Source organism: Thermus thermamylovorans (assembly GCF_004307015.1).
In the GTDB taxonomy this organism is placed as follows: domain Bacteria; phylum Deinococcota; class Deinococci; order Deinococcales; family Thermaceae; genus Thermus; species Thermus thermamylovorans.
The window spans coordinates 211,046-223,435 of the sequence record NZ_SIJL01000002.1; the positions used below are offsets into that span (position 1 = coordinate 211,046).

A 12,390-nucleotide genomic window follows, 5' to 3' on the forward strand; every position below is an offset into this window, starting at 1 on the left:
CTTTAGGAAGGGGCGTACCAACTATTAGGGCTAAGGCACCACCACCTGGCGTACCACCTCTCCCTGGGCCAGACGCTCAAAGCCCTCGTTGATCTCTTCAAGCCTCAGGGTGCGGGAGAGGAGCCGGTCCACCGGCAACCTCCCTGCCCGGTAAAGGGCCAAAAACCGGGGCAGGTCCCGCCGGGGGTTGGAGGAGCCCATGTAGCTCCCCTTCAGGGTCCTCTCCTCCGCGGTCAGGCTCACCGCTTGCAGGCTCAGGGCCCGCTCGGGATGAGGCAGACCTACGGTCACCGTCACCCCGCCCCGCCGCGTGGCCCGGTAGGCCAGGAGCATGGCCTCCACCGAGCCAGCGGTCTCAAAAGCGTAGTCCACCCCGCCCTCCGTGAGCTCCCGCACCGCCTCCGCTGCGTCCCCCTCCCGGGCGTCCAGGACGTGGGTCGCCCCTAGGGAGCGGGCCAGCTCCAGCTTGTGGGGCAGGAGGTCCACGGCCACGATGGGGTAGGCCCCGGCCAGGACCGCCCCCATCACCGCCGCCAGGCCCACCCCTCCCAGGCCGAAGATGGCCACGCTGGTCCCCTCCCCTACCCGGGCGGTGTTCACCACGGCCCCCACCCCGGTGGCGATGGCACAACCGAAGAGGGCGGCGATCTCCAGGGGGATCTCCCTGGGGATGGGCACCAGGGACTCCTGGGCGGCCACGGTGTAGCGGCTAAAGCCCGCCACCCCTAGGTGATGGTGAAGGGGCTTGCCCTCTAGGGAGAACCGCCGGGAGCCGGTGAGGAGTTTCCCTTCCCGGTTGGCCTGGATCCCTCGTTCGCAGAGGTAGGGCCTTCCCTGGGCGCAAAAGCGGCAGGCGCCGCACATGGGCACGAAGGAAAAGACCACATGGTCCCCCTCCGCCAAGCCCCGTACCCCTGGACCCAAGGCCCGTACCACCCCTGCTGCCTCGTGGCCCAGGACCAGGGGGAGGGGCCAGGGGCGGGTGCCGTCGATGGCCGAGAGGTCAGAGTGGCAGAGCCCTGCCGCCTTCACCTCCACCAGGACCTCCCCCGGTCCTGGCTCCTCTAGGTCCACCTCTAGGACCTGGAGGGGCTTGGACTCCGTGTAAGGCCTCGGCTTGCTCATCTCAAACAGGACCGCAGATTGGGTCTTCACGAGCCTAACCCCCTATTGCAGGTTAGCTTCCCAGTCCGAAGGTTCTGGGCAGGGCCAGGACGATCTCTGGGAAGAAAGCGATGAGAAGCACGCCGATGAGCTGCAAAAGGATAAAGGGCACCACGCCCCGGTAAATGTCCCAGGTGGTCACCTCCGGGGGGGCGATGCCCTTGAGGTAGAAGATGGTGTAGGCGAAGGGCGGGGTGAGGAAGGAGGTCTGCATGGTGACGATGAGGAGCATGGAGAACCAGAGGGGGTCCAGGCCGAGCGTTTGGGCGATGGGGAGGAAGAGGGGGACGGTGATCATGATGATGCCGATCCAGTCGATGAACATGCCCATTAGGAAGACGATGAGGAGCATAACGAAGACCACCATCCAGACCGGTAGCTCCAGGCCCGCCACCAGGCCGGCCACCGCGTCCCCACCCCCTACCCGGACGAAGACAGCGCTGAGGAAGCCGGCTCCGATGAGGACCATGTAGACCATAGCGCTGATCCGAGCGGTCGAGTAGGCCGCCTCATAGAGCCCTTTTAGGGTGAGCTTGCGGTAGGCCAGAGCCAGGAGGATGGAGCCGAAGGCCCCTAGGGCGGCGGCCTCGGTGGGGGCGGCCAGACCGAAGAAGATGGAACCCAGGACGGCGAGGATCAGGAGGCCCACGGGTAGGACGGAGACTGCGGCGTCTTTAAGCTTGATCCTCCAGGGAACGGGCTCGCCCCCGTAGGCGGGCCCTTCCTCGGGGCGCAGACGGGCCAGGAGGGCGATGTAGAGGACGTAAAGAAAGGAGAGAAGAAGGCCTGCGGGGATGGCCGCCAGGAAGAGGGCCCCGATGGAAACCCCCGCGGTGGGGCCGTAGACCACCAGCATGATGCTGGGGGGGATGAGGATGCCCAAGGCACCGCCGGCGCAGACCACCCCGGTGGCTAAGGGCTTGCTGTAGCGGTACTTGAGCATTTGGGGCAGGGCCAGGAGGCCGATGGCCACCACCGAGGCCCCCACCACCCCGGTGGCGGCGGCGAAAAGGGTGGCTGCTAGGACGGTGGCGATGGCTAGCCCACCCCGTATGCCTCCCACCCACTCCAAGGCGGTGCGGTAAATCTGGGCGGCCAGCCCGGCCCGCTCGATCATCACCCCCATGAAGACGAAGAGGGGGATGGCGATGAGGATGTAGTCCTGCAGGACCTGGAAGAGGCGGAGCATGAAGATGTTGCCGATGAGGGGGCCCACCAAAGCCAGGCCGTAGAGGGTGGCCACCCCGGCCAGGGCAAAGGCGATGGGAAATCCCAGGACGATGGCCCCGATGACCGAGAGGAGGATAAGCCCCACCAGGGCTTCAGAGGCGAGGTCTGGTCCCCGGAGCCAGGCTAGGAGGGGGCCGGCTACGGTGGCGAGAAGGAGCAGAGCGGTAAGCCAAAGGGGCAAGGCCGCTGCTCGGACCTGGGCCGGACTCATGCCTGGTCCCCCTTGAGGACCACCCCCAGGGCCCGCAGGAACTGAACCAGGGCTTGCAGGCCCAGGAGGAACATCCCCACCATGATCCAGGTTTTGAAGGGGTAGATGGGGGGCAACCAAACACCTGCTGTATGACGCTCACCTATTCGCCAAGATTGGGCCACATGCTCGGGCATCACCGAGAGGAGGATGTACAGAAAGGGGAAGAAAAGGAGGAGGTAGAGGAGGGCTTCCAGTCCAGCGGCAAGCCTGGGGGGCAGGTAGTGGCTCAGGACGTCCACCCGGACATGCTCTCCCCGCTGCAGGAGATGGGCCACGGTAAGGATGACGAAGAGGCTGGTGAGCATGTAGCTGGTATCGTAGGCCCAGATGGTAGGGCTTTGGAGAAGATAGCGCGCAATCACCTCGTAGGTAAGGGTGAGCACAAGGAGAAGCACAAGGGCAGCGGAGGCTTGGCTCAGGAATTTATTGAGTTTGTCTACTGCTGAAAGCGCGTTAGCCATGCTGCTTGCTCCCCAGGTGTATGGCCTGGCTGCCCCGAGTACGGGGCAGCCAGGCTTGTTTTCTAGATGACTCTAAACTGCTGAGGGACTCTGTGGGCTTGGCGGACGGGTATAGGTGTCATAAGTTCGTCGTATGCGGCAACCCGTTGGTGGTACCGGAAAGCCGAGTCGAAAACTTCTCTGAAGAAAGCATTGGCCTCCGCCTGCCTTCTAAGAAACTCCATGGAGGCCCGGTATATCTCCCATTGCGCCTGAGGGTCGAGGGTCACCTGTTGATTTCCCCGCCTGCGGAAGAAATCGATGGCCTCCATGCTTTGGTGTAGATCATGAGTCAACGCCCACAGGGTCGTGGCTTTAGCCGCTTCTTCTACGATGATTTTTAAGTCAGCCGGTAAGCGGTCCCAAGCGGTCCTGTTGATGAGCAACTCAAAAGAGCAGGTAGGTTGGTGCATGCCTGGGACATTGAAGTACCGCGCCACTTCGTGGAACCGGAGCAAGCGGTCGGTGTAGGGAGTGTTAAATTCGGTGGCATCTATGACCCTCCTTTCCATGGCGGTGTACAGTTCGGCAGCGGGTAGGGTCACCACGGCTACCCCAAGTCCCCGCAGGATCTCGCCCCAGTACCCCGGTGCACGGTATCTTAGTCCTCGAAAATCCTCTAAGCGACGCAGCGGCCTGTGAGACCAGGCCAAGGTTTCCGCATGAGTTATCCCCGCGGGGAAGACCCTGACGTTAAGGCGGAGGTCATCGTACATTCTTTGCCAGAACTGCAAGCCGCCGCCCTCGTAAATCCAGGCCAAGTGGGAAAGGGGGGTGAAGAGCACGGGCACAGAAGCAAAAAAGGCCGCTGCAGGGTTTCTGCCTGTCCAGTAACCACTCCAAGAGTGGGCGGCCTGAATCACCCCGGAGTGGGTGGCATCCAAGACTTCGAAGGCACCCACAATGGCCCCACTGGGGCGCACATCCACCACCATTCTCCCCCCGCTCATTTCCTCTACCTTCTTGGCCCAGTACTCGGCCATGTGGTGTAGGTGAATGGCGGCAGGCCAAGAGGTGGCCATGGTCCAACGGACCTCTGGCCGCCTCTGGGCTACGGCTGGGCTGCCCAAGGTAGCAGCTGCCCCAAGGGCAACGACCCCGGCTTTGAGCGCGGTTCTGCGGTCTACTTTGGCCTCGCTTGCTGTGAGCCCACCGTTCTTCACCTTTTTCATTTGCCACCTCCCAACACTACCACCGCCCGGCCTACGATGGCACCCTCATTGAGCCGCTGGTAGGCCAGGTCGGCTTCTTCCAAGGGAAAGCGGTCGGTCACTTCTGCACCCGCCCCAATAATCCCGGCTTGAGCCAGCTTGAGGAGGGCGGGCATGTCCCTACGGGGCCTGGCCCCATAGGAGCCAAGGATCTTGAGTTTCCTACGGACAAGACGGGTGATTTCCACTCTGGCTTCGACTCCTTGAGGGGCGATGCCCACAGGTACCATCCTTCCTCCGTCCCGGAGTAGGTTCAGGGCGAAGTGAAAAGTATCCGGCTTCCCTAGTGCCTCGAAGGCCACGTCCACCCCGCGCCCCCCTGTGAGGTCTCGCACCGCTTGGGTAGCCTCCTGGGGGAAGAAAGCATGGGTTGCGCCCAGCGTCTTGGCTTTTTCTAGCTTCTCCGGACGAACGTCCACAGCCACCACGGGGTAGGCGCCGAAAGCACGGGCAATTTGGACGATTCCTAGACCCACACCGCCGGTGGCCACCACGGCCACCGACTCCCCGCCCTCGAGGCCGGCGGTCTTTACCGCGCCGTAAGCAGTGAAGAGGGCGCATCCCAGGATGGCCGCTTCCTCAAGGGCCATCCCCTCGGGTAGGGGAAAGATATCTGTGGCCGGGACCACCGCATACTCCGCCAAGCCGCCCATGGAGTACATCCATAGAGGGCTCCCATCCTTACGGTAAAGCCGGGTGCTGCCGTCGTACAGCACACCCCTTAGGCGGTTGTAGCTGAAGAAGCGCTCGCAGAGATCTTCTTCCCCTCTGAGGCAGTAATAGCACTGACCGCAGGGCATGATAAAGCTGGCCACCACCTTTTCGCCTACCCTCAGAGCTTCAACCCCTGGGCCCAAGGCGGCCACGGTGCCCGAAATTTCGTGCCCCAACACACAAGGGGTGGGGAAGGCCACCTCCCCCTTGATCACGTGGAGGTCGGTGTGACAAACCCCGCAGGCCGCCACCCGCACGAGGACCTCTCCAGCCTTGGGTTCTGGGATGGGCACCTCTTCTATCCTTAAGGGTTCTCCCACCCGTTCCAGGACCGCTGCCCGCATCACCATCGCTCCACCACCACCTTCCTTTGGGTGTAGAAGAGGAAGGCGTCGGGGCCATGAGGGTGGAGGTCGCCGAAGAAGGAGTTGCGCCAACCAGAGAAGGGGTAGAAGGCGAAGGGCTGGGCCAAGCCCACGTTGATCCCCACCATGCCCGCCTGCACCCTCTCCCGGAACTCCCGGGCCGCTCGGCCGCTTTGGGTGAAGATGGAGGCCATGTTGCCGTAGGGCACGGTGTTGGCCTGGGCGATGGCCTCCTCCAGGTCCTGGGCGTAGGAGACGGAGAGCACGGGACCAAAGATCTCCTCCCGGCCCACGGCCATCCGGGGGGAAACCCGGTCCAAGACGGTGGGCCCCAGGAAGAAGCCCGGTCCTTCCGCACCCCTTCCGTCCAGGGCCAGGTGGGCTCCCTCCTCCAGACCCCGCTGGATGTACCCCACCACCCGCCTCCGGTGCTCCTCCCGGATGAGGGGCCCCACCTGCACCCCCTCCTCCCACCCTGGGCCCACCCTGAGCCTGCGGGCGCTCTCCACGACCCGCTCCAAGAGCTCAGGGCCGATGCTCCCCACCCCCACGGCCACGCTGCCCGCCAGGCACCTTTCCCCGGCGTTGCCGAAGGCGGAGTTGAGGATGGCGGGGACGGCCTGGTCCAGGTCGGCGTCGGGCATGACCACCAGGTGGTTTTTGGCCCCGCCGGCGGCCGAGACCCTCTTGCCGTGCTCTGCGGCCAGCCGGTAGACCCTGCGGGCCACGGGCTCGGAGCCCACGAACTGCACCGCCTGCACCTCGGGGTGGCTCACCAGGGCTTCTGCCGCCTCCTGGCTCCCGTGGACCAGGTTGAGGACCCCCTCGGGGAAGCCCGCCTCCAGGAAGAGCTCCGCCAGGCGCACCGCTCCCAAGGGGGTTCTCTCCGAGGGCTTGAGGACGAAGGTGTTCCCCGCCACCACCGCGATGGGGAACATCCAGAGGGGGATCATGACGGGGAAGTTGAAGGGGGGTATGCCGGCCACGACCCCCAGGGGGTAGTGGAAGAGGTTCTGGTCCACCCCGCCCGTGACCTCCCTGAGGGTGCGCCCTTGGAGGAGGGTGGGGGCGCCGCAGGCGAAGTCCACCACCTCGATGCCCCGGCGGACCTCACCCCTGGCCTCCTCCAGGGTCTTGCCGTGGTGCAGGGTGACCAGGCGGGCCAGGTCCTCGAAGTGCTTTTCCAGGAGCTCCTTGAAGCGGAACATGAGGCGGACCCGTTCCATGAGGGGGGTGCGGCTCCAGACCTCAAAGGCTTTCTTGGCCGCGGCCACCGCCTGGTCCACCTCCTCCTTCCCCGAGAGGGGCACTTCCTCGATCACTTCCCCCGTGGCCGGGTTGTAGACGGGCAGGGTAGGACGGGAAACCTCCTGCCACTCAGCACCGATCAAATTCTTGACCATCCTCCCTCCTGGGCGTTAGCTCCTTTGGCTCTGCGTCTAAGTGTAGAGGTGCCGTTCCCGGCTGTCCACTGTGATCCCCCCCAAGCGAGGCCCTGGGATTTTGTGCTAGACCCCAAGGTGCCGACCCTTGCTATACTGGAGAAACGCCGAGGAGGGAAAGGCATGGGTGCCCTTCAGCGGACCTTTTGGTCTTGGGCCGAGACCATGGCCTGGCACTATGCCCGGGAGATTCCTGACTATGCCCGGCTAGACACACGCGTCCTCGAGCGGGATGTGGTCGTGGTTTCCTTTGAGTACTTGCGAGCTCTCGAGGAGGGTGGCGACGTGGAGAACCTGGCCTTGGCGGTGGGCCAGCGCCGACGGAGCCAAGGCGTGTCCCTCCCGGCCTTGCTCCGGGCTTACCGTTTATGGGCGAAGGATACCCTCGAGGCCTTAAAGACCTCGGCGCCAAGCCGGGTGGTAGAGCTGGCTCCCCGGGTGCTGGAGCTCCTTGACCGGGTGAGCGAGGCCTCAGCCCGAGGGTACCAGCTGGCCTTGGAAGGGGCCCTTCCCCGCGGGCCCCTGACGGGAGTGGCGGCCCAGCTTGCCGATGCCGGAAGTCTGGTTCTGGCTCCCCGCTACCTCCGGTTGCCCCCGGAGGGGATGGCCTATGCCCAGGCCCCTCTGGGCCCCCTGCTGTTCCTAGCCGCACCCTTGGTCGAGGTGGAGGAGGCGCTGAGGTCCTTGGCCCGTCAGAGCAGGGCCGTGCTTTGGGTAGAGGAAGGGACGAAACTCTCCGAACTCCAAGCGGATCTGGAGGAGGCCCTGGGCCTGGGCCACCTCCTTAGCCTGCCCCCAGGGCTTTACCCCACCCGCTTCCTGTGGCCTTTGGCCATGGCTTTGGAGTCCCCCAAAGGACGGGACCGGCTTTTGCGCCTCCTCGCCCCCCTCGAGGCCCACCCGGAGCTCCTCCGCACCCTGGAGGCCTACCTCCAGGCCCGGCTTTCCCTGAAGGGAGCGGCCCGCCGTCTGGAGCTCCATCCCAACACCATCCTCTACCGCCTCCACAAGGTGGAAGAACTCACGGGGCTTAGGCTGGACCGGGTGGAGGACCTGTCCCTCCTGGGCATGGCCCTGCAGTTGCGCCAGGCAATGGAGGGGCCGTCCCTGGCTTGAGCCAGGGCTACAGGCTCAGGTAGGCCTCCCGCACCCGGGGGTCCTCCAGGAGGCGTGCGGCCTGGCCTTGGAGCACGACCCTCCCGTGTTCCATCACGTAGGCTCTCCCGGCCACCTCGAGGCTTAGGGCCACGTTCTGCTCCACCAGCAAGACCCCCACCCCCTCCTCCACCACCCGTTTGAGGGCCAGGAGGACCTCCTCGGCCAGCCGGGGGGCGAGGCCCAAGGAGGGTTCGTCCACCAGGAGGATCTTGGGGAAGCCCATGAGGGCCCGGCCGATGGCCAGCATCTGCTGCTCCCCTCCGGAGAGGGTGCCGGCGAGCTGCCGCCTCCTTTCCGCCAGCCTGGGGAAGAGGGTGTAGGCCCGGGCGAATCCTTCCTCCTCCCTCCCTGGGGCCAGGAAGGCGGCCCCCAGGCGCAGGTTCTCCTCCACCGTCATGAGGGGGAAGAGCTGGCGGCCCTCGGGGACGTGGCCCAGGCCCAGGCGGGCCCTTTGGGCCGGGGAGAGGCCCGAGAGGTCCCGTTCCTCCCAAAGCACCCTGCCCCGCCAGGGGCGGAGGAGGCCGGAGAGGGTGCGCAAAAGGGTGGTCTTCCCCGCCCCGTTGGTCCCCAGAAGGGCTACAAGCTCCCCCTCCCGCACCTCCAAGTCCACCCCGAAAAGCACCTGGGCTTTGCCGTAGCCTGTTTCCAGACCCTCTACCCCAAGCCTCATGCCCGCCTCCCCAGATAGGCCTCCTTCACGCGTTCGTCCTGGGCCACTTCCTCGTAGGCGCCTTCGGCGATCACCTCCCCGTAGTCCAGGACCACCACCCGGTCGGCCAGGGCCCGCACCACGGGCATCACGTGCTCGATGAAGAGCACGGAAACCCCGCTATCCCGGATGCGCCGCACCAGGGCCACGGCTTCCTCCGCCTCCTTGGGGCGGAGGCCGGCCATGACCTCGTCCAGGAGGAGGACCCTGGGCCGGGTGGCCAGGGCCCGGGCCAGCTCCAGGCGCTTGTCCTCCAAGAGGGTGAGCTCCCCCGCCAGGGCCTCGGCTCTGGGGGAAAGCCCGGTGAGGTCCAGCACCTCCGCCACCCAGGCCTCCGCCTCCTTCCTCTTAAGGCCCGGCTTGCCGAAGAGGGCTCCCACCAGCAGGTTCTCCCGCACGGTGAGCTCGGGCAGGGGCTGGACGATCTGGAAAGCCCGGCCCAAACCCCGGTGGGTGCGGGCCTCTGGGGGTAGGTGGGAGATGTTTTCTCCCAGAAGGAGAATCTCCCCGCTATCGGGACGCAGCAGGCCTGAGATCACGTTGAGGAGGGTGCTCTTGCCCGCCCCGTTGGGGCCGATGACCGCCAGGATCTCTCCCTCCTCCAGGTGCAGGCTCACGCGGTGGAGGGCCAGGAGGCCCAGGAAGCGCTTGCTGATCTCCTTGACCTCCAAAACCTTAGCCACGCCGCCCTCCCAAGAGACCCACCAGGCCCCGGGGCAGGAAGAGGATGACCAGGATGAGGATGGCCCCGTAGACCACCAGGTAGCCTTCCTTGATCCAAAGCCTCAGGGCCTGCTCCAAGCCCACCACCACCACCCCGCCCAGGAGGGGGCCTAAGGTGGTGTAGAGCCCGCCGAAGATGGCGATGACCAGGGCCTCCACCGCCAGCCGGAGGCCGAAGGCCTCGTAGGGGGTGAGGAAGAGGGCCTTCATCCCATAGACCCCCCCGGCCAGGCCCGCCACCAGGCTCCCCAGGAAGAGGGAGAGGAGCTTGACCCGCACCACCCTTACCCCCAGGACCCGGGCCACGGCCTCCGACTGCCGGGTGGCTGCCTGGGCCAAGCGAAAGGGGCTCCGCTCCGCCCAGAGGCTTAAGGCCACGGCCAGGAGGAGGATGCCGAAGCCCAGGTAGTAGGCGGCCAGGGGCCATTCCCCCGCGAAGGGTGGAGGCACCGGCAAGCCGATGGGCCCTCCAGTGAAGGGGAGTTTCAAGGCCAGGGTGCGCAGGACCTCGCTGAAGGCCAGGCTGGCGATGGCGAAGTAGAGGCCGTGAAGCCTGAGGGTGACCGAACCCAAAAGCAGGGCCCCGGCCCCGGCCAGAAGGGCGCCCAGGAGGAGGGCGGGCAGGGTGCCCAGGTGGGGTACGGCGAGCCCGGTCCCATAGGCGCCCAGGCCGAAGAAGGCGGCGTGGGCCAGGGAGAGCTGCCCCGTGCGGGCCACCAGGTCCCAGGAGAGGGCTAAGGCGGTGAAAAGGAGGACGAAAAAGCCCACATCCAGGAGGAAAGCCCGCCAGACCCCCAGGGGCAGAAAGGGGAGGAAGGCGAAGAGGAGGAGGAAAAGGGCTACCCAGGGGAGACCTCTCACGCCGCCCTCCAGGCCCGGCCCACCAGGGCCAGAAAGAGCACCAGGAAGAAGACCGCCTCTACCCAGCCCCCGCCTCCGGGCACGTAGGTGCTCACCAGGGCCTCCGCCAGGGCTAAGACCAAAGCGGCGGGCACCACCCCCTTGAGGTTGCCTAGGCCGGCCAGGGCCACGATGGCGAAAGACTTTAGGGTGAAAAGGAAGCCCACGGTGGGGCTGGCGTAGAGCATCACGGAAAGCATCACCCCGGCCACCCCGGCTAACGCGGCGGCGAGGCCAAAGGCCAGGAGGTAGACCCTTTCCGCCTCGATGCCGAGAAGCCCGGGAGCCAGGCGGTTCTGGGCCACCGCCCGCACCGCCAGGCCCAGGCGGGTCCGGGTGAGGAAGGCCTGGAGGGCCAGGAGGAAGACCAAGGAGAGCAGGAAGGCCCCCAGGGGCACGGCCCCCAGGAAGAAGGGGCCTAGGGAGAGGGCCGCGGCCTGGTAGGGGGGGGCCACCACCCGGGTGTCGGCGCCGAAGAGGAGGAGGGCCAGGTTCTGCAAGACGATGGATAGCCCGAAGGTGAGGAGCATCTGGTTGAGCTCGGGGGCCTTTAGCACCGGGCGGATAAGGCCCTGGTAGGCCAGGGCCCCCACCAGGAAGGCGGCGAGGAAGGCCAGGCCCAGGGAGAGGAGGGGGTCCATCCCCCGGAAGGCGAAGAGGAGGTAGGAAAGGAAGGCCCCCAGCATGAGGAACTCCCCGTGGGCGAAGTTGACGATGCCCACCACCCCCAGGGAGAGGGCCAGCCCCGTGGCCACCAGAGCGTAGACCCCGCCGATGAGGAGGCCGTTGAGGAGGGTCTGCAGGAAGAGCTCCACGGCCTTCTCCTTGGCCCCTTACCGCAGGTAGTACTCCCCGGGGTAGCGGAGGGGTACGGCGGCCCGTTCCCGAGGGAAGACGGGGCGGCGGGTGCCTTGGATGTACTGGAACTGGAACCAGATCTCCGCCCCAAACCCCTGGTACCGGGTACGCCCGGTCTCCGAGGGCCGGAAGGCCAGGGGGCCGAAGGGGGTGTTCATCCGGAGGGCGGCCAGGGCCTCGGCGATGCGGTTTTTGTCGGCACCTCCTGCCCTTTCCACCGCCAGGGCCAGGCTGCGGGCGATCACGTAGCCCATGGGAGCCATGTACTCCTCCGTCACCTCCCCGAACCTGCGCCGGTAGGCCTCCACGAAGCGGCGGGACTCCGGGTTGGTCACCGTGGACAGCCAGGCGGTCATGCCCACCATGTCTTGCGAGAGGGGGTTCCGCTCAAAGCCCAAGGGCCAGGAGGGCGGGGCCCCGTAGATGAGCTTGGGACGGAGGCCCACCTGCCGGGTCTGGGTGGCGATGGGTAGGGCGTCCACATCGTAGCCGATCCAGTAAAGGATGTCCGGCTGGAAGGCCCTAAGCCGGGTGAGGATGGGGGTGAAGGCTCCGCTTCCCGTCTTAAAGGGCTCCACCCGGGCCTGGTAGCCCATTTGCTCCAGCTGCTGACGATAGACCTGGATCCCCGCGGAGCCGAAGGGCCCGTCCTCGTAAAGCATGGCCACCCGCCGCGCCCCGTGGGCCTGGTAAAGGTGGCGGAAGAAGTCCAGGGCTGCGGCCACGTTGTGGTAGTCCCAAGGGTGGTAGTGGAACATGAGGGGATAGCCCTCAAAGGCCTGCTCCACCACGGAGCTGGCGGAGCCGATGACCAGGAAGAGAGCCCCGTGCTGGCGCACGGGCCCGGAGAGGGCGAAGCCCACGCTGCTCGAGAGGCCGCCGATGACGATGTCCACGCGGTCCACGGTCATGAGCTTGGTGAAGGTAGGGATGGCCCTGGCGGGGTCGGCCCCGTCGTCCTCCACCACGAGTTCCAGGCGCACCCGGCCCTGGGCGTTGACCTCCTCGACCGCCAGCTGGATGCCGTTGAGGGCTGCCCGTCCGGAGACGGAGGCCGGGCCCGAGAGGGGGAGGAGGACCCCCACGCGGACCTGGGTCTGGGCCAAGGCGGTGGCCGCCATGGCCAGCAGGAGAATCCCGAACGCCTTTCGCATCATTCACCT

General features: G+C 66.2%; 12 protein-coding genes. 1 reads left to right on the forward strand and 11 read right to left on the reverse strand.

Annotation, left to right across the window (positions count from 1 at the left end):
• Positions 1 to 30 precede the first annotated feature (30 nt).
• The 6 genes from ETP66_RS02605 to ETP66_RS02630 all read right to left on the reverse strand — a co-directional run bounded on the left by ETP66_RS02605 (position 31) and on the right by ETP66_RS02630 (position 6,840).
• On the reverse strand, positions 31 to 1,155 hold the full coding sequence (locus ETP66_RS02605) for a zinc-dependent alcohol dehydrogenase family protein (RefSeq protein WP_130840331.1): 1,125 nt from the start codon (positions 1,153 to 1,155) through the stop codon (positions 31 to 33).
• Positions 1,156 to 1,177: 22 nt separating this feature from the next.
• On the reverse strand, positions 1,178 to 2,605 hold the full coding sequence (locus ETP66_RS02610; protein ID WP_130840333.1) for a TRAP transporter large permease: 1,428 nt from the start codon (positions 2,603 to 2,605) through the stop codon (positions 1,178 to 1,180).
• The gene (locus ETP66_RS02615) at positions 2,602 to 3,042 is read right to left on the reverse strand and encodes a TRAP transporter small permease subunit (RefSeq protein ID WP_161569060.1); all 441 of its coding nucleotides are present in this window, start codon (positions 3,040 to 3,042) and stop codon (positions 2,602 to 2,604) included. The genes ETP66_RS02610 and ETP66_RS02615 overlap by 4 nt, the downstream gene beginning before the upstream one ends.
• Positions 3,043 to 3,170: 128 nt before the next feature.
• Complete coding sequence (gene dctP, locus ETP66_RS02620; RefSeq protein WP_130840336.1) at positions 3,171 to 4,319, reverse strand: TRAP transporter substrate-binding protein DctP; 1,149 nt, start codon at positions 4,317 to 4,319, stop codon at positions 3,171 to 3,173.
• Positions 4,316 to 5,422: a zinc-binding dehydrogenase gene (locus tag ETP66_RS02625; RefSeq protein WP_330848608.1), complete on the reverse strand. Its 1,107-nt coding sequence runs from the start codon at positions 5,420 to 5,422 to the stop codon at positions 4,316 to 4,318. The genes dctP and ETP66_RS02625 overlap by 4 nt, the downstream gene beginning before the upstream one ends.
• On the reverse strand, positions 5,416 to 6,840 hold the full coding sequence (locus tag ETP66_RS02630) for a CoA-acylating methylmalonate-semialdehyde dehydrogenase (protein WP_130840340.1): 1,425 nt from the start codon (positions 6,838 to 6,840) through the stop codon (positions 5,416 to 5,418). Before ETP66_RS02630 ends, ETP66_RS02625 begins: the two co-directional genes overlap by 7 nt.
• Positions 6,841 to 7,002: 162 nt before the next feature.
• Here ETP66_RS02630 and ETP66_RS02635 point away from each other — a divergent pair, with 162 nt between their 5' ends.
• The gene (locus ETP66_RS02635) at positions 7,003 to 7,995 is read left to right on the forward strand and encodes a helix-turn-helix domain-containing protein (protein ID WP_130840342.1); all 993 of its coding nucleotides are present in this window, start codon (positions 7,003 to 7,005) and stop codon (positions 7,993 to 7,995) included.
• A gap of 7 nt (positions 7,996 to 8,002) precedes the next feature.
• Here ETP66_RS02635 and ETP66_RS02640 read toward each other — a convergent pair whose 3' ends face one another.
• From ETP66_RS02640 to ETP66_RS02660, 5 genes are read right to left on the reverse strand one after another with little or no spacing between them, the layout of a single operon-like run.
• A complete protein-coding gene (locus ETP66_RS02640; RefSeq protein WP_130840344.1) occupies positions 8,003 to 8,707 on the reverse strand; it encodes an ABC transporter ATP-binding protein in 705 nt (234 codons plus the stop codon).
• Complete coding sequence (locus ETP66_RS02645) at positions 8,704 to 9,429, reverse strand: ABC transporter ATP-binding protein (protein ID WP_130840346.1); 726 nt, start codon at positions 9,427 to 9,429, stop codon at positions 8,704 to 8,706. The genes ETP66_RS02640 and ETP66_RS02645 overlap by 4 nt, the downstream gene beginning before the upstream one ends.
• A complete protein-coding gene (locus tag ETP66_RS02650) occupies positions 9,422 to 10,330 on the reverse strand; it encodes a branched-chain amino acid ABC transporter permease (RefSeq protein ID WP_130840347.1) in 909 nt (302 codons plus the stop codon). The genes ETP66_RS02645 and ETP66_RS02650 overlap by 8 nt, the downstream gene beginning before the upstream one ends.
• Positions 10,327 to 11,184 (reverse strand): branched-chain amino acid ABC transporter permease, encoded by an 858-nt coding sequence (locus tag ETP66_RS02655; protein WP_130840349.1) that lies wholly within the window; start codon positions 11,182 to 11,184, stop codon positions 10,327 to 10,329. The genes ETP66_RS02650 and ETP66_RS02655 overlap by 4 nt, the downstream gene beginning before the upstream one ends.
• Before the next feature lie 18 nt (positions 11,185 to 11,202).
• Positions 11,203 to 12,381, reverse strand: coding sequence for an ABC transporter substrate-binding protein (locus tag ETP66_RS02660; RefSeq protein ID WP_130840351.1), 1,179 nt, complete (start codon positions 12,379 to 12,381; stop codon positions 11,203 to 11,205).
• Positions 12,382 to 12,390: the final 9 nt, after the last annotated feature.